The following is a 16915-nucleotide window of genomic DNA, read 5'->3' on the forward strand; positions in this document are numbered from 1 at the left end:
CGAGAGTAGGCCCGCCCGGCGGCTTTGGGTACCCGGCGGTAACAACTTTCGTCCGGCGGCCCCCGGCGGACCCGCCCAACTCCCTCAGAGCTTGTCGATCTTCAGATTCCGCACGATCCGCTCGTACAGCTTCGCGCCCTCCTCATGGGCGTCGCCGTCGGCGGGGATGGAGACCGTCAGATCCCACGCGACCTTGGCCTTGTTGACGTAGAGGTGATCGCGCTTCTGGTACCGGATGGGGTTCTTGTTGCTGCTGGTGCCGTACGGCAGATACGAGGTGGTGACGTCCCGCGCCTCCTTCCCCTGCTGCTCGGTCTTGGTCGTCTCGCTCATGGCGTCCTCGACCGTCGACCCGCCGCCGTCCTTGTAGAAGGCGACGATCTGGTCCGCCGCCGCGTCGAGGCTCGCGGGGTCGTTCTCGCCGTCGGGTGTGGAACGCCTCAGGGACACGGTGAAGACACCGCTGGGGTCGTAGTAGGTGACCACCGGGTTGTCCGAGTCGCTGTCGTCCTGGACCCGCCGGTACTCGCCGGGCACGGCCAGGGACGCGCCCACGACATCGCGCTCCTCCCGGACCGTCCAGCCGGCCGGCAGCCCCTCACTGGAGAACGGCTTCATGACCACCAGCACCACGGCGGCCGCCACCACCAGCACCAGACCGCCCAACCCGAACTGCGCCTTACGGTTCTTGTGCAGGATCGGCGGCACGAAGCGGCTGCCGGCGGACTGCCCGCCGCCGCCCGGTGCGAATCCGGCCGACGCGAGCATCGTGGGCACCGACTGCGGCTCGCGTGCCGCCGCCTCCAGAGCCTGCCGCACCTCGGGCGCCGCCGGGCGCATCGCCGGGTCCTTGCGCAGCAGTTGCATGATCAGCGTGGCGAGCGGCCCGGTGGCGCGCGCGGGGACCTGCGGTTCGGAGCCGAGCACGGCCTGAAGCGTCGCGGGGGCGTGGGAGCGGCGGAACGGGGACATGCCCTCGACCGCCGCGTACAGCACCACGCCGAGCGACCACAGGTCGGACTCCGGCCCCGGCCGCTGGCCCAGCACCCGCTCAGGCGCGATGAACTCGGGCGAGCCGACGAAGCCCCCCGTCTCGGTGAGCCTCTGCTCACCCTCGATCTGCGCGATGCCGAAGTCGGTGAGCACCACCCGCTCGCTCCGGCCGAGCAGCACATTGTCCGGCTTCACATCGCGGTGCAGCACGCCCGCCTCATGCGCCGCCGCCAGCGCGCCGAGCACGGCGAGGCCGATCCGGGCCGCCTCGCGCGGATCCAGCGTGCCCTCCATCAGCCGGTCGCCCAGCGACTGGCCGCGCACCAGCTCCATCACGATCCAGGGGCGGCCGTCCTCGACGACCACGTCATGGACGCTGACGATGGAGGGGTGGTCGATCCGGGCCGCGGCGCGCGCCTCGCGCTGCATCCGCTGGTAGACGGTCTGCCGCTCGCGCTCGGGGAGATCGTCGGGGACGCGCGGCTCCTTGACCGCGACATCGCGGTCCACGATCTGGTCATGCGCCCGCCAGACGGTGCCCATACCGCCGTGACCGAGCCGGGAGACGAGCTGATAGCGGCCGCCGATGAGCCGCCCGCTGTTCGAGTCCCGGGCGCCGGGGGCAGGTTGCTGTCCCGCGTGTGGCTCTCCGGCGGACGGCTGGGAGCCGCTGCGCGGATCGGCGAACCGCGTCGGCTCGTACGCGCCCGAAGACGGCCCCGCCGCCCCGGCCGACCGGCCCGGCTGCTGGGGCGCCTCGGGCGGCGGCTGGGGCGCCGGCACCGGGGCGACCGGCGCGTGCGGCGGTCGCAGGCTGTAGCTGGTGGGCTCGTTCGCCCGTCCCCCGTCGTTCGTCATGCGCCCATCATTACCCAGGGTGCGGCACCCTCCGCCACTGCTGGGAAGCCGCCGTGGACGCTCGTGACAAAGCCGTTGCGACCCCGTTCAGTTCGCCGCGCCGGGGCGCGAGAACGTGGCGGCGGCGGTGTCGAAATGCTGCTTACCCACGGACTTCTCGCCAACCGGGGCGGACAGCCACAGGTCGTACATTTTCCCGTTTTCGTTCCAGCTCAAGTCGTATGTCTGGCGTGAGCCCCCGTCGTCGGCCGAGCCGTTCCAGATGAACGCCCACAGGGCGGCGGGGCGGCCGTTGTGCTCCGTCTCGATGACCTGGCCGCTGCGGTATCCCGGATAGTCCTGCGGGCCCTTGGCATCCGCCTTACGGCTGAGCCCCAGCGGACCCTCGGCGCTCTGCTCCTGGACATGGATCCCGATCCGGAACTCCATACCGGGCGAGTTGTAGTAGACCCGGGGCGCCTTGTACTCGCGGGCGAACCCCTCGGGCACGGCGAGCGAGAAACCGAGCGGGTCCTTGACCAGCTCATAGCCGTCGGGGATCCGGGCCGAGGAGCCCGCCGTGGAATCGGCGTCCTTCACGGGACGCTGCGGCGCCTTCTCAGGGGCGCTCGGGCTCCGCGAACCCCCCTCGTCGGCGCTCTGGCTCGCACCCCCGCCCTTCGCCGTGCCACCGTCACCGCCCCCGTCGTCCAGCAGCGCCACGACGCCCGCGGCCACACCGGCGAGCGCGACCACCGCGGCGGCCGCCGTAAGGACGGCACGGCGGCGCGCGCCACGACCCGAACGGGCCCGGGCGGCCGGGGCGGCCGCCGGGACGGAGGCGGACGCGGGCGCCCCCGCCGGGGCGGGGGCAGGGAGGGGAACGGGAGCGGGCACGAACGCCGAAGAGCCCCGGCCGTCGGGCCCGATCGGCACGCTGGGCTGGGTCGGGGTGTACTCCAGGGGGATCTCCGGGGTGTCGCCCACCTCCTGGGCCATCCGCAGCATCCGCTCGACCTCGTCGCCGCTCAGCCGCTCCTCCGGATCCCGCCGCAACAGCCCCTCGATGACCGGCTTCAGCGGTCCGGCCGCCTCGGGCATGGGGATCTCGTCGAAGACCACGGCGTGCAGCACCGCGGCCAGGGACTCGCGATGGAACGGGGATTCACCGCGCACCAGCGTGCAGAGCAGCACCCCGAGCGACCACAGGTCCGACTCCGGCCCGGTGCGACGCCCCGACATCCGCTCCGGCGCGGTGTACTCGGGCGAGCCCACGAACGAACCGGTCTCGGTGATCGTGGTGGACCCGGTGACCTGCGCGATCCCGAAGTCCGTCAGCACGACCCGGCCGGTGCCGGACTCCACCAGCACATTGGCGGGCTTGATGTCCCGGTGCAGCACCCCGCGCGCGTGCGCGGCCCGCAAGGCGTCCAGCAGCGCGGCCGCGATCCGCCCCGCCTCACGCGCCCCGACGGGACCGTGCGCGCTCAACCGGTCGGCGAGCGAGAGCCCGTCGACCAACTCCATGACGATCCAGGCGCATTCGTCCTCCTCGATCACATCGTGGAGCACGATCACGTTCGGATGCTTGATCTGTGCGACGGTCCGGGCCTCGCGCAGGGTGCGCTCGCCACGCAGCTGCGAATCGAAGGCCGTGAGCCCCTCGTCCACATGGAGTTCCTTGACCGCGACATCACGGCCCAGAAGCTCGTCGACGGCCCGCCAGACCGTCCCCATTCCGCCGCGTCCCAGCCGCGTGGCCAGGCGGTAGCGGTTGGCGATCAGACGGCCTTCTCCCCCGGTACCCATGGGCTCATCTTGCCTCACCCCATCGAAGCCCTCGAACACCGGACCACGGAGCCGCCCTTACGGGCGATTGAGCATGGGCGCGGCATGGAGGAACGTAGGTCATGCCGATGTTAAAGGGGCGGACCGCGGCCGCCCCCATCGGGCAACTTCGCCCTTCCGGGCATTTGCACCCGAGCCAACCCAAAGGGCCGGGTGCCATAGAGCATCCGGGCACTCGGGTCGTCCGGCCGGGGCACCTCCCACCGGTGCTGGGGTACGCCGCAGGGTGCCGTAGAGCTCCCGGATCCTTGGTCTTACCGGCCGGGGGAACCCCCGGCGGTAGCTGGGGGCGAGCCGAAGGGGCGCGTCGCTGTCGGAAGGGAGAGCGCGCGCAGGCCCCTGAGGAACGAAGGGGCCGAGCACGGTCGACCATCGACAGCGACTTATGCGCCCCGGAGGCGAACCGAGCCTCCAAAAAGGGAGGGCCGCCCCGCGGCGGGGGTCCACGGGGCGGCCAGTCAGGGGGGCGGAAGGGTCAGTTCGTGACCTTCCAGGTACGGGAGTCGCTCAGCAGCTTGCGCAGTGCCGGGTCCTTCACCGCACTCGTGCCGTCCGTCGCCTTCGCGGTGACGGTGTGGGTCGCCCCGTCGCTCGGGACGCCCAGCGTGGCCGGGGTGACGCTCGTCTTACCGCTCGCGGCGGCGACCTCCACGCCGTCCACGTACCACTTCAGCGATGCGCTCTTGGGGATGCTCACCTGGATGCCCGCCGACCGCTCGAGGGCCGTGGTGGTGGCCGTACGGCTGCTGAGCACGCTGGCGTGGCTGTTGAAGCCCGCGATCATCGCCTCGCGGCCGGGGAGGCTGAACTCCCGCCCCAGGGTGCGCATGATCGAGTTGTCGGTGGGCCGGTTGATGCCCTTGGGGTAGTAGCGGCCGCCCTCGTAGGCGCCGACCGTGCCGCCGTCGGGCGAGGTCTGGCCGATCCAGCGGTACCACTTCTTCTGCTGGGCGGTCATCTGGTCCGCGGTGAGCTTGGTGGCGTTGCCCTCGTCGGGCTCGGCGCCGGTGTAGGTGCCGTACTCCGGGTAGAAGTACTCGTCGGCCAGCTTGCCGAGCGAGTGGCCGGTCTCATGGACCGCGATCTGGTCGGAGTCGGCGTGGTCGGAGGAGGCGGTGGCGATGCCGTCGTAGCCGACCTGCGAGGTGAGGGTGTAGCCCGCACCGCCGTACTTGGTGGAGTTGGACAGCACGACCACGAGATCGGCCTCGGGCGCCTTGGCCGCGTACGACTCGACCTTGGCGGTGTCGACGCACAGCAGCCGCTCGATGTCGTCGCACCAGAAGTACGAGCCGAGGGCGGTGTCCTTGACGACGTCCCTGGACGGGTCGCCGGAGACGCCGGACTGGTTGGAGACGGCGTCCACGGTCCAGACGTTGAAGAGGTCCTTGTACGAGGCGTACGGCTCCACGGCGGACATCTGGTCCCACTTGGAGCGCGCGTCGGCCTGGAAGTCCGCCTGCTGGCCGGCGGTGTAGCCGTCGCCGATGAACACGACGTCCAGCTTGTCGGCCGTGGTGCCGTTGCCGATGAGCGAGGCGACCTTGCCGTCGGCGGCGGTCTCCTTGGCGGACAGCGAACGGGCGGCGCGGTTCAGCCGCTCGGGGGCGGCCGCCGGGACCTCGGTGTGGCGGGGGTGGGCGCCCGGGCCGGTGAAGTACTCCACGTCCAGGGCGCGCTGCGACGAGCGCGCGCCAGCCGGGCTGGACGGGTCGGCCGCTCCCGGCGAGGCGGTGGCCGGCCCGGTCATGGCTGCGGCCGCCGCCAGGACGATGCCTCCGGCGGCGGCCGCGGTGCGCAGGGAGATGCGGCTGCGTATGCGGCTCCGTATGCGTCTGCGCACGGTGACTCCCCAAGTCTTCGCGATAAGCGGCCAGTTAAACAGGATTAATTCGCCGCTCAACCTAAGGGGTCCGGGGGTCGTGGGCAATGGTAATTAGGGAAGTGGCTAGGAAACCGGGCACCGCACAACCATGTGGAGCCCTCACCGCTCGTCATCCCCTCTCGTCACGCACCAGCCCCAGCAGCCGGTCCAGCACCCGCCGGCCGCCGGCCCGGATCCCGTCGTGCTCGAACTCGTCCGTCACCCAGGTGCGCACGCCCCGGATCGCCCGGGCGGTGGCCAGGGAGTGCGCCGTGTCCACGTACAGGTCGTCGTGGTAGATCACGGCGGCCACCGGCACGGTGTTACGGGCCAGCCGCCCGGTGTCGTACAGCGGGCCCCAGCCGGTGCGCTCGGCGAGCAGCTCGGCGGTGCGGCGCAGCGGACGCAGCGCGGCGTGGGTGTCCAGCATCCAGGGGTGCACCGTCTCGCCCGTAAGGAGCACCGGACGGTCCTCCGTGACCGCCTTACCGGCGTCGAACGCGGGGAATTCGGCGCGGACCCGCTCCGCGGACCAGTGCGTGGCCCGGCCGTCCTGGGCGTAGATGGACTCCAGCAGGAGGCTGAACAGCGGGGTGGCGGCGCGGGAGAGCACCGCCGCCACCTGCTCGCGGAAGGCGTCGCCCAGCCGCGGCCCGTCGGCGGTGGGGACGAACGCGTCCTCCAGGAGGTAGTGCAGCCGGTGCGATCCGTCGCCGGTGCCGAGCAGGAAGCCGAGCTGCTGGAGGGCGGGGACGGTGAGCCGGGTCCCGTCCGTCAGGACCTCCTCGTGGTCGGTCAGATGCCGCACGAGGGCACGGACGGTGGCGGCGTCGCGCGGATAGCGGGCGTAGTGGGCGAGGATCTTGCGTTCCATCCGCGGGTAGGCGGCCCGGTAGACGGCGTCCACGTCGGTGTCGGGGTCGATCGCGGGCAGTCCGCCGGCGATCAGGACCGCGTCGAGTCCCTCGGGCGCGTGGGACAGATAGCTCACGGCGCAGAAGCCGCCGAAGCTCTGGCCGAGGACGGTCCACGGGCGGTCCCCGATGAGCCGGCGCCGGATCAGCTCGCAGTCGCGGACGATCGCGTCGGCGCGGAAATGGGAGAGGTACTCGGCCTGTTCCGAGGGGCCGCCGCGCAGCGGCAGGGTCTGACGGTTGGCCGGGGTGGAGCGGCCGGTTCCGCGCTGGTCGAGGAGGAGCACGCGGTATTCGTCGAGCGCACGGTCCAGCCAGCCGTAGCGGCCCACCGGACGGTCCGCGCCGCAGCCGGGCCCGCCCTGGAGGTAAACCAGCCAGGGGAGCCGGTCGCGCTCGGCACCAGTTTTCTCCGCGGCGACGACCTCTCGTGCGTAAAGCCGGATCAGCTCGCCCTCGGGAGCCTTATGGTCGAGCGGTACGTCGAAGTGATAGTCGGCGAGGAGCAGTTCCGGCTGACGGACGGTCGTCACGGCGCCCGGCCCGGCCGGTACCGCTGTGCTTGCCTGCTGCATCCTTCAATCCTCACGTTAAATGAACTTAGCCCGGCGCTTAAGCTACCGCCGGGGAGAAGAGGGCACGGTGGCCGACAGAAGCGCCGGTGACGGGCGGGCGGCGGGAACGGTGACGGGGGCGGCCGCGGGGGCGGAATCGACCACCGAGATAGGGCGCCGGGTTCTCAGACTCCGCACGGAACGCGGCTTCACCCAGCGGCAGCTGGCCGAACCCGCCTACACCGCCGCCTATGTCTCCACCCTCGAGGCCGGGAAGGTGCGCCCCTCCGAGGCCGCGCTGCGCCATCTCGCGGACCGGCTCGGGGTCAGCTACGAGGAGCTGACCACCGGCCGCTCACCCCGTGACGCCACCCGGCTGCGCGCCGCCGTCACCGACGCCCGGCGGGCCCTGGCGACCGGCGCCGCCGAGGACGCCGCCGAGCTCTTCGCGGAGGTGCGCGACGAGGCGGAGCGGCTCGGGTTCGCCGAGGAGCGGGGGGCGGCCCTGCTGGGGCTCGGTGACTGCGCGCTGGAGACCGGTGAACTCACCGTCGCGCGCGACCACTTCGAGGCCGTGGAGCGGCTGCTCGCCGGTGAGCCGCTGCCCCGCCGGATCCCCGCGATCCGCGGCCGGGCCGTGGCCCATCTCCTCGCGGGCGAACTGCGCTACTCCTGCTATCTGCTGGAGAGCGCCATCGACGAGCTCAACGCCTCCGGGCTGCACGATCCGTACGCACTGCTGTTGCTCTATACGGCGGCCATCGCGCCCTATATGGACATGGGGGCGCACGCCCGTGCCGTACGCGCCGCCGAGTTGGCGCTCGCGCTGGCCCCGAGCGTGGACGACCCGGGGCTCATCGCCCGGATGCACCGCGGGGTGGCCCGCACCCTGATCGCCGAGGGGCGCACCGCCGAGGCCGATGCCTCCCTGGCCAAGGCGCAGGAGCTGTACGAGCAGCTGCGCATCCACACCGACCTGGCGCACTGCCACTGGATGCGCGGCTATGTGCACGCCCAGGACGGCAATCTGGAGCGCGCCGAGCGCGAACTGCGCACCGCCCGGGACATGCTGGCCTCCAAGCGGGCCGCGCTGTTCACCGTGCAGGTCGAGGTCGAGTTGGCAGATGTGCTGCGCCGTCGCGGCCGTACGGCCGACGCGGAGGCCCTCTTGCTGCCGCTGCTGGCCCGCACCCCCGCCGAGGGGGCCGCGGACGCCCCCGGAGAGCCGGGCGACGCGACGGACGAGGTCGGGCTGACCGCGGACCGCGGCGCGGTCCACGCGGGCGGCGCACACCGGCTGCTGGGTCTGATCGCGGACGAACGGGGCGACGCCGAGGCCGCGGAGGAGCACTACTGCGCGGCGCTGTCCCTGCTCGAACGCACCGGCGCGGCCGGTGACCTGGCCGACCTGTGCCGGCTGCTGGGCGACCTGCTGCGCCGGGAGGGCCGTCTGGAGGCCGCGATGGACGCCTACCGCACCGGGCTCGGCCACCGCGCCGCGCCCGGCACCACCACCCTGGGCCCGGCCCCCGCCGAGCCCCCCATGTGAGGCGTCCATCGGCCCTCCCCGCCCCAACCGACCGCCCACCCGGCCCCTCCCCGTACCTTCTCGGGGGGCCGGGCGGCGCCTGGGCCACCGGTCGGAGACCGGCGCCCGGGTCGCCGGTGGGGCGCCTGGTCGGGGGCGCACCACATAGCGGGCGGTCGGAGAAAACGAGTCAGGCCGCCGCGTGTGGGGGTCGCGGCGGCCTGACCGCGGCAACACTCCGCCTGCCGTTTCCGCCGACCGCGCATCGGGAGGCACTCCGGCGCGTTCACGGGGCTGGGGTTTCGGGACGACCCCACGGGGTGATGCGGCTTGATATCCACTCTGCCTGGCCGCAGCCGCCGGGGAAATCCACCATTGGGCGTCCGTCACCCCCGCCGGTCGGCGGGGGTGTTCCCGCCCACTGACGGAGCCAACCACTCCATATTCGCTCTCCGATGAGGCAGGCTGTCCGGGCAATGGGCATGACAGCTGAGGAGAGGGAGCGGCCGGTGATTCGTGTTGCTGTTGTGGACGACGAAGCGCTCGTACGATCCGGTCTGCGACTGATCCTGGGCACGGCCCCGGACATCGACGTGGTGGCGGAATGTTCCGGAGCCTCCGCGGTGGCCACGGTGCTGGGCAGCAAGGCCGACGTGGTCCTCCTCGACATCCGGATGCCGGATGCCGACGGGCTCACCGTGCTCAGACAGTTGCGGGCCGCGCCCCGCTCCCCCGCCGTGGCCATGCTGACGACCTTCGACGTCCAGGAGTACCTCGCGGCCGCGCTGCGCGCCGGAGCCGCGGGCTTCCTCCTCAAGGACACCGATCCGGAACAGCTCGTACGGGCCGTACGCACCCTCGCCGAGGGCGGCAGCGTCCTCGACCCGGCCGTCACCCGCGCCGTGATCGGCGGCTATCTCGCCGCCGAGGCGGAGGCGACGGCCGCCGAGGCCGTCGAGGCGCTCACCCCGCGCGAACGCGAGGTGCTGGCGCTGCTGGGCGAGGGGCTGGCCAATCCCCAGATCGCCGAGCGGATGGGGCTGGCGCCCAGCACCGTCAAGGACCATGTGCGGGCGATGCTCGGCAAGCTGGGCGGGCTCAACCGCGTCCAGGCCGCGATCGTCGCCGACCGCGCCGGACTCGTCACGAGCCGGCCGCCGATAGGCGGCGCCCGATGACCGTCTCGCCGCTGCCGCCCCACGGTTCGTCCCCGGGCACGCCGGGCGCGTCCCCGGCCTCGCCGCCCGCGCCTGCCTCCGCCGCCCCCTCTCCCTCGCCTGCCTCCTCCGTCGCCTCGCCGTCGCCCGTCTCCGCCGGCCGGTGGCGGCCGCCGCGCCGGGTCATGCGCTGGGGGTCGCTGATCGTCCCCGTCCTCCTCGCGGTGGCCGACGCGCTGCTCGTCAACGGCATCACCTTCGGGCTGGAGCTCAACGTCTCACTGGCCGCGGCGGCCGCACTGCTGGTGCGCCGACGGCTGCCCGCGCTGGTCTTCCTGATCACGCTGCCGGGGATCCTCATCGGCTACGTATGGTTCGCGCCGATGATCGCCCTCTACACGGTGGCCCTGCTCCGCCCCAACCGCCGACTGCTGGGGATCTCCGCGCTGCTGCTGGCCGCCGCGCACTTCATCCCCTGGCCGGTCTCCGACTTCGAGCCGACCGCGTACCGGGAGAACACCCTCACACTCATCGACGCGTGCGTGACCTCGGTGGGGCCCATCGCGCTGGGCCTCCTGGTGCGTACGCGAGGGGAACTCGCCGCCCGGATCGAGGATCTGACCCGCAGCCGCCGCCATGCGGACGAGCTGATCGCCGAGCAGGTGCTGTCCACCGAACGCGCCCGGCTCGCCCGCGAGATGCACGACGTGGTCGCCCATCAGGTCAGCCTCATCAGCCTGCAGGCCGGGGCGGTGCAGATCAGCGCGGAGGACGCGAAGGCGCGGGAGGGCGCGCGGACGATCCGCGAACTGTCCGTACGGACTCTGGACGAACTCCGCCATATGGTCGGCATCCTGCGCGCGGCGGGCGGCGACCACGAGGAGCTGACCCCTCAGCCCCGGCTGGCGGATCTGCCCCGGCTGATCGAACTCAGCGCGCTGGACGTCAGCTTCGAGACGGACGACGCGACGCGGCGTCCGGGCCATCCGGAGGCCGTGGAACGGGCCGCCTTCCGCATCGTCCAGGAGGCGCTGACCAACGTCCGCAAGCACGCGCCGGGGGCGCGGGTGACGGTACGGGTGAACGACGCGGAGGCGGCCAAAGGCGCGGCTCGAACGGCGGCTGGAGGCGCGGCTCAAGAGGCGGCTGAGAAAGCGGAGGAGACACGGGGCCTGCGGGTCGAGGTGCGCAATGGGCCGCCCGACGCCTCCGCCGTGGCCCCGGGGCTGCCGGGCGGCGGTCACGGCCTGGTCGGGCTGCGGGAGCGCGCACAACTACTGGGCGGCACCCTGGAGGCAGGGCCAACGGAGGAGGGCGGCTTCGTCGTACGGGCCGACTTCCCCAAGACCCCGCGCGTCACGGGAAAGGCATGAGCGGACCACGAACAGCCGTGGGCGGCGGACGAGCGCCCCTGGGCGGACGAGCGCGAACGCCCCTAGGCGGACAGCGGGTCGGCCGCCTCCTCGTCGTCCCCGTCCAGCTCCGTGGCGGCTCCCAGGTCGGGATAGACGTCGAACAGCCGCCGCACCCCCAGGGCCGCCAGCACCCGGTGCACATGCGAACCGTGCGCGGCATCCTGCGGCGGCAGGATCAGCCGCAGCCGCCCCGAGCACGACCGCATCAGCCGACGCGCCGCGATCAGTACGCCGACCCCGCTGGAGTCGCAGAAGCGAACCTCCGAGAGGTCCAGAACCAGCCAGTGGCGGCCCTCGGCGACCGCGTCGTGGATGTGCTGCCGGACTGCGGGCGAGGTCACCAGGTCCATCTCTCCCGAGACCTGGAGAACGACCCACTCCCCCCGCCGGTCCTCCATCACCTTCAACGTCACGCGCCCGAAGCCCTTCGCTCGCCCCTAACCGGAATTTGCTGTTCCCGGGCGGCTGCCCGCCCGTCGGCGCATGAAACTCCCCCAGGCATACGCCTTGAGGGACGACCCTATGCCGCGCCGAAGCGTTTCGTCTCCCCGTTGCTGCGCAAAGCGACCGCGCCAATACCATGCGCGGCTCGTTTCTCGCGCACTTTGCCTGATGGACGCGTGTTGTGTGAGCAACCGGCATTACATTCGATATGAACGTGGGCATAGTGCCTGGAGGGCCGGCCGGACGACTCGGGAATGGGGGCCGCATGGCGAATGACGCACCGCCCCGCTGGGACCGCAGGATGCAACAGCGCCTGGCGCGCGGCGAAGCGGCCGCACTCGCCGAGCTCTATGACCGATTCGCCTCGCTTGTCCATAATCTGGCGCATCGGGTCCTGGAGGACGAGACGGCCGCCGACCGCGTCACCCGGGAAGTCTTCGGCTACGTCTGGGAGAACCCGGACGCGTACGACCCCCAGCAGGGCTCGCTGCGCGCCTGGATCGCCATGCTCACCCAGCGCCAGGCGGTGCACCGGCTGCGCGAGTCGCAGACCACCCCGGCCGACGGGCGCACGCTCACGGCCGAGGCCCTTGAGGAGCGGATCCGCGAGGTGTCCGTGGCCGCCCGTGCCGACTACATCGTCACCTCGATGCCCGCCCCGCTGCGTGCCGCCCTGGAACTCGCCTACTTCGACCGCCGCGACTACCGCGAGGCCGCGGCCGCCCTCGGGGTGACCGAGGACGAGGCCAGGCGCCGCCTCCGGCTGGGCCTCCAGCTGCTCTCCACGGCCCATGTCCAGCCGCCCCGCGCGGTCTCGCCTCCCGGCTACGGACGGGCGCTGTGACCGGGCGCGGCGGGCCGGACCCGTACGACGACGCCTACGGCGAGAGCTCCGGCCCCGGGGACGGGAGAGACGGGCCCGGACGGGGCAGCGACCCGGGTCTGCCGTCCCACCCCGCCGGGCCACCCCGCATACCGCCGCCGCGGTCGGCCGCCGAGGACAGCGGCCACTGGCCGGGTGCCCTGGACGGCGGAATCCCCGCCCCGCGCCCGCCCACCGCGGACGAGACACCGGCGGGGCGGGCGCCGGAGCCCGCCCCGAAACCGGCCGCGAACCCCGAGGCGGAGCCCGCTCCGGGCCGCGAGCCGGAGTCCGCCCTGGGCCCCGGCCGAGACCAGGAGCCGACCTCGGACCCCGACCAGGAACCGGCCCTGAGTCGCGACCCGGAACCGGGCCCAGCGCCGGAGCCGCCCGCCTCCGCGCCCCTGCCCGCGCCCGCACCACCGGTCACGCCCCCGCCCGCGGCCGCGCCGCTGGCGGCGCCCACGCCCTCGGCGGCCCATCCGCTCTCGCACGATCTGCTGCGATCGCTGCTCGGCGCCTGGGCGCTGACCGCGTGCTCGCCCGAGGAGACCGCCGCCGTCGAGGCGCATCTCAACCACTGCCCCTCCTGCGCCGAGGAGGCGCTGCGGCTGCGCGACGCCGTCGGGCTGCTGCACACCGAGCACAGCCTGGACCTCGATCCGATGCTCCGCTCCCGCGTTCTCGCGGGCTGCCTGGGCCGCCGCCCGGCCCGGATACCCATGCCCGGCTGGGCCGGTGCGTACGACGCCGAGGCCGCCCGGCTGGACGCGCTGCTGCGCGACATGGGCGAGGCCGAGTGGCGTGCGCCGGTGCGGCTCAAGTGGTTCGACGGGCGGCGGCTCACCGGCCGGGACACCACCGTCGCCGGGGTGATCGGCCATCTGATGGTCGTCGACGGCATCATCGCCGCCTCCCTCGGCCTCCCCGACCCGCTCGGCGCCGACGCCCCCCGCTCGCCCCAAGTACGTACGGAGGCGTACTGGCACCACGAGCCCGGCGCCTCGTACGGGGCCGGTCCGCCCGGGGCGGTACGGGAGTTGTGGCGTGAGCAAGGCCATGCCCTGGTCCGTACGGTGTCCTTCGCCGGGCGAGGGGTCGCGGAGCTCGACGTGCCGTACGGGGACTTCGCGCTGCCGATCCGCGACGCGTTCCTCGACCGCGCCCTCGAATGCTGGGTGCACGCCGGGGACATCGCCGAGGCCATCGACTACCCCTATGAACCACCGGCCTCCGCCCACCTCAGAGCCATGATCGACCTGTGTGCCCGACTGCTCCCGGGGACGCTGGCCGAGCGGCGCCGGGCCGGGCTCGCGGCCCCGCCCCGCCGGCTGGTCGAGGCGGGCACGCCGGGCCGTACGCTCCATCTGCAGGTCGAGGGCACGGGCGGCGGTGACTGGTACATCGCGCTGGACTCCCCGGCGGCGGTGGCCTCACCGGAGGAGGCGGTGGCGACGATCGCCCTGGACCAGGAGGCGTTCTACCTGCTGGCGTCCGGGCATGTGCCGCCACAGGAGGCGGCCGCGGGCCTGTCCGGGGACACCGAGGCGATCCGGGACGTCCTCTTCGCCGCCGCGTCCCTCTCACGCCTCTGAGCCGTGCTGTCTCCGAATCAGCCGAAGACGACCGTACGGTGGCCGTTGAGCAGCACCCGGCGCTCGCTGTGCCACTTCACGGCGCGGGCCAGCGCCTGGCACTCCACATCGCGGCCGACCGCCACCAGCTGGTCGGGGGTCAGCTCATGGCCGACGCGCTCGACCTCCTGCTCGATGATCGGGCCCTCGTCCAGATCGGCGGTCACATAGTGGGCCGTCGCCCCGATCAGCTTGACCCCGCGCGCATGCGCCTGGTGGTACGGCTTGGCGCCCTTGAAGCTCGGGAGGAAGCTGTGGTGGATGTTGATGATCCGGCCCGACAGCTCCTTGCACAGGTCGTCGGAGAGCACCTGCATATAGCGGGCCAGCACCACCAGCTCGACCTGCTCCGTGCGCACCAGGTCCAGCAGCCGGGCCTCGGCCTCCTGCTTGGTGTCCTTCGTCACAGGCATGTGGTGGAACGGAATCCCGTAGGAGCCGACCAGCTCCTCGAAGTCCGTGTGGTTGGAGACCACCGCGGCAATCTCGACCGGCAGCGCGCCGATCCGGGACCGGAAGAGAAGATCGTTCAGGCAGTGCCCGAACTTGCTGACCATGAGCAGAATGCGCATCTTCCGATCGGCGCGATGGATCTCCCAGTCCATCTGAAAGGACTCGCCGACCGCCGCGAAGCTGGCCCGCAGATCCTCCTCCTTCACCGGTGAGACGGCGCGGAAGGCCACCCGCATGAAGAAGAGCCCGGTGTCGCGGTCCCCGAACTGCTGGCTGTCCTCGATATTGCAGCCGGTCATGAACAGATAGCTCGACACGGCGTGCACGATGCCCTGCTTGTCAGGGCACGACAGCGTGAGGATGTACTGGTCGGGGACGGAATGCGGCTCGCTCATGACTCCATAGCGTCCCACACCCGCGACGTCGTTCAGACCGCCTGCGTCATGATCGCCAGTACTTCGAGGGTGCGCGGCGGCACATCCGGGTCCTCGCCGTCGTTGGTGGCCAGCCGCACATGGGCCTCGCGGGCCGCCCGCACGGCCTCCGGCCAGCCATGGTGTTCGAGGTAGGCCGAGACGAGGGCGTCCGCGCCCACCTGGTGCATGATCCTCAGCACCCGCAGCACGGCGACATCGACCAGCGCCGCCTCCTGCGAGTCGCGGAAGATCGTGCCGACGTACTTCTCGGCGGACCAGTTGTCCAACCAGGTGTCCTCGACGAGCCGGTAGACGGCGTCGGTCACATCCCCGTACCCGGCCTGGCCGGCCAGCCAGCACTCCTGCTGAAAGACGGGATCCGAGAGCATGTGCAGCGCCGAGCGCACATTGGTGCGCCAGCGCCACCAGGGCATGTCGTTGACAGGCATGCCTCCCATGGTGGTCGAGCGACGGGCGCGACGGGAAGACTTCTCCGAACCTTGCACAATCACCGATCGTACGTTCTTCACACATGGCGACGGATCGGCCCCCGGAGTTCACCTCCAGGACACCGTTCCTTGTCTTGTCATAGCCGCGCCGTTCCTCCCGACGGGACAGGCTCGCTTGTCATGACCGGTCGGCGACGCCCCTCCTCCCGCCCCTTCCGAGCCGCCGTCGCGGCACTGTGCACGGCGGTCGGCGCGTCGCTGCTGACCGGCTGCGGCGGGGTGCTGTCGAACAAGAACGACAGCGACCCCCTCACCGTCATGACCTGGGCCCCCGAGGGCACCAAAGCGACCAATATGCCGGGAATGCCCGCAATGGCGAAGGCATTTGCCCGCTGGGTCAACGACTCCGGTGGCATCCACGGCCGCAAGCTGCAGGTCGTCACCTGCAACGAGCGCAACGACGCCGTCCAGGCCGCCCGCTGCGCCCAGCAGGCCAAGGACGAGAAGGCCGTCGCGGTCGTCGGCTCCTACAGCCAGTACGGCCGAGCCTTCATCTCCCCGCTGGAGGTCGCCGGCATCCCCTACATAGGCGGCTACGGCCTGACGCAGGAGGAGTTCGACAGCCCGTACTCCTATCCGGTCAACGGCGGCCAGGCCGCCCTGCTGGTGGGCAACGGCCGTCAGCTGGCCTCCCGCTGCGAGCGCACCGCGCTCGTGCGCCCCGACACCATCGCGGGCGACGAACTCCCCCAGCTCCTCAACACCGGCCTCAGGGCGGGCCGGCGCGACGCCGCCCGTGACGTCCGCGCCCCCGAGGACGCGGGCGACTACAGCAACCAGGCCACCAGCGCCCTGAAGAGCGTCGGCGCCGACAGCTCGCTCGGCAGCGCCGCCCAGGGCGCGGCCCTGGACAGCTCCTGCGTCACCGCGGCGCTCGGCAACCGCACCGGCGCCTTCTTCGACTCCTTCCGCCGGGTGCAGGAGAACCATCCGAAGGTGCGGATCGCCTCCATACTCGGCGGCGTCCGGCAGTCCCTCATAGACTCCACCGGCGGCAGCTCCAGCCCCCTGGAGGGCACCTACGCCACCGGCTGGTACCCGGCCGGGGACGATGCGCGCTGGAACCCCATGAAGAAGGTCATCAACAAGTACGCCTTCGACGACAACCGCATCGACCCGGACGACCCCGGTACGCAGACCACCTGGATCGGCTACACCGTGCTGCGCTCGGTCCTGATGTCCCTGCAGGCCGACGACATCAGCGCCCGCACCGTGCGCAACGCGCTGGACAACGGCCACGCGGTCAACACCGGCGGGCTGACGCCGACGCTGCGCTGGGGCTACGACGACACGCTGCACGTGCCCAACTACTCGCGGATCGTGAACGCGGACGTCACCTACCAGATGGTGCGCGACGGCCGACTGGTGGCGGTGCGCAAGGGATTCGTCAACGTGTCCAAGATCCTCGAGCATTACCACCCGGCGGACTGAGCCGCCGGCACCGATGGGCCGGGCCGCTCACACCCGGCGGACCGGGCCGGGGACGG

At 72.2% G+C, this 16915-nt stretch carries 13 protein-coding genes; 6 read left to right on the forward strand and 7 right to left on the reverse strand.

The annotated features are described in order from the left end of the window. Nucleotides 1-84: 84 nt before the first annotated feature. The 4 genes from ACFYOY_RS45490 to ACFYOY_RS45505 form a co-directional block, all read right to left on the reverse strand. On the reverse strand, nucleotides 85-1851 hold the full coding sequence (locus ACFYOY_RS45490; protein WP_388593793.1) for a serine/threonine-protein kinase: 1767 nt from the start codon (nucleotides 1849-1851) through the stop codon (nucleotides 85-87). An 87-nt stretch (nucleotides 1852-1938) separates the two neighbouring features. Continuing rightward, the gene (locus ACFYOY_RS45495) at nucleotides 1939-3639 is read right to left on the reverse strand and encodes a serine/threonine-protein kinase (protein WP_388593796.1); all 1701 of its coding nucleotides are present in this window, start codon (nucleotides 3637-3639) and stop codon (nucleotides 1939-1941) included. Between the two features lie 514 nt (nucleotides 3640-4153). Then, entirely contained in the window at nucleotides 4154-5521 is a 1368-nt protein-coding gene (locus ACFYOY_RS45500) for a M64 family metallopeptidase (RefSeq protein ID WP_351881439.1), read from the reverse strand. Nucleotides 5522-5672: 151 nt separating this feature from the next. Continuing rightward, nucleotides 5673-7031, reverse strand: coding sequence for an alpha/beta fold hydrolase (locus ACFYOY_RS45505; protein WP_351881442.1), 1359 nt, complete (start codon nucleotides 7029-7031; stop codon nucleotides 5673-5675). 67 nt (nucleotides 7032-7098) lie between these two features. Between ACFYOY_RS45505 and ACFYOY_RS45510 the strand changes: the two genes are divergently transcribed. The 3 genes from ACFYOY_RS45510 (at nucleotide 7099) to ACFYOY_RS45520 (ending at nucleotide 11068) form a co-directional block, all read left to right on the forward strand. Then, nucleotides 7099-8559, forward strand: a complete 1461-nt coding sequence (locus ACFYOY_RS45510) for a helix-turn-helix transcriptional regulator (protein WP_351881445.1) — start codon at nucleotides 7099-7101, stop codon at nucleotides 8557-8559. Between the two features lie 488 nt (nucleotides 8560-9047). Further along, nucleotides 9048-9716, forward strand: coding sequence for a response regulator transcription factor (locus ACFYOY_RS45515; protein WP_351881448.1), 669 nt, complete (start codon nucleotides 9048-9050; stop codon nucleotides 9714-9716). Beyond that, on the forward strand, nucleotides 9713-11068 hold the full coding sequence (locus ACFYOY_RS45520; protein ID WP_351881451.1) for a histidine kinase: 1356 nt from the start codon (nucleotides 9713-9715) through the stop codon (nucleotides 11066-11068). Before ACFYOY_RS45515 ends, ACFYOY_RS45520 begins: the two co-directional genes overlap by 4 nt. A gap of 62 nt (nucleotides 11069-11130) precedes the next feature. Here the strand turns inward: ACFYOY_RS45520 and ACFYOY_RS45525 are convergent, their stop codons facing one another. Further along, nucleotides 11131-11508, reverse strand: a complete 378-nt coding sequence (locus ACFYOY_RS45525; RefSeq protein ID WP_014061449.1) for an STAS domain-containing protein — start codon at nucleotides 11506-11508, stop codon at nucleotides 11131-11133. Between the two features lie 311 nt (nucleotides 11509-11819). Between ACFYOY_RS45525 and ACFYOY_RS45530 the strand changes: the two genes are divergently transcribed. Then, nucleotides 11820-12398 (forward strand): sigma-70 family RNA polymerase sigma factor, encoded by a 579-nt coding sequence (locus tag ACFYOY_RS45530; RefSeq protein WP_351881454.1) that lies wholly within the window; start codon nucleotides 11820-11822, stop codon nucleotides 12396-12398. Then, the gene (locus ACFYOY_RS45535; RefSeq protein WP_351881457.1) at nucleotides 12395-14011 is read left to right on the forward strand and encodes a zf-HC2 domain-containing protein; all 1617 of its coding nucleotides are present in this window, start codon (nucleotides 12395-12397) and stop codon (nucleotides 14009-14011) included. The genes ACFYOY_RS45530 and ACFYOY_RS45535 overlap by 4 nt, the downstream gene beginning before the upstream one ends. Before the next feature lie 17 nt (nucleotides 14012-14028). Here the strand turns inward: ACFYOY_RS45535 and purU are convergent, their stop codons facing one another. Further along, nucleotides 14029-14898 carry a formyltetrahydrofolate deformylase gene (purU, locus tag ACFYOY_RS45540; RefSeq protein WP_351881460.1) on the reverse strand — a complete coding sequence of 290 codons (870 nt, stop codon included), beginning with the start codon at nucleotides 14896-14898 and terminating at the stop codon, nucleotides 14029-14031. 32 nt (nucleotides 14899-14930) lie between these two features. Then, nucleotides 14931-15377 (reverse strand): hypothetical protein, encoded by a 447-nt coding sequence (locus ACFYOY_RS45545; RefSeq protein WP_059143611.1) that lies wholly within the window; start codon nucleotides 15375-15377, stop codon nucleotides 14931-14933. Nucleotides 15378-15548: 171 nt separating this feature from the next. On the opposite strand from ACFYOY_RS45545, the gene ACFYOY_RS45550 reads away from it, so the two are divergent. After that, on the forward strand, nucleotides 15549-16859 hold the full coding sequence (locus tag ACFYOY_RS45550) for an ABC transporter substrate-binding protein (protein ID WP_351881463.1): 1311 nt from the start codon (nucleotides 15549-15551) through the stop codon (nucleotides 16857-16859). Nucleotides 16860-16915 lie beyond the last annotated feature (56 nt).

The sequence above is a fragment of the Streptomyces sp. NPDC007875 genome (genome assembly GCF_042868035.1).
GTDB classification, from domain to species: Bacteria; Actinomycetota; Actinomycetes; order Streptomycetales; family Streptomycetaceae; genus Streptomyces; species Streptomyces antimycoticus.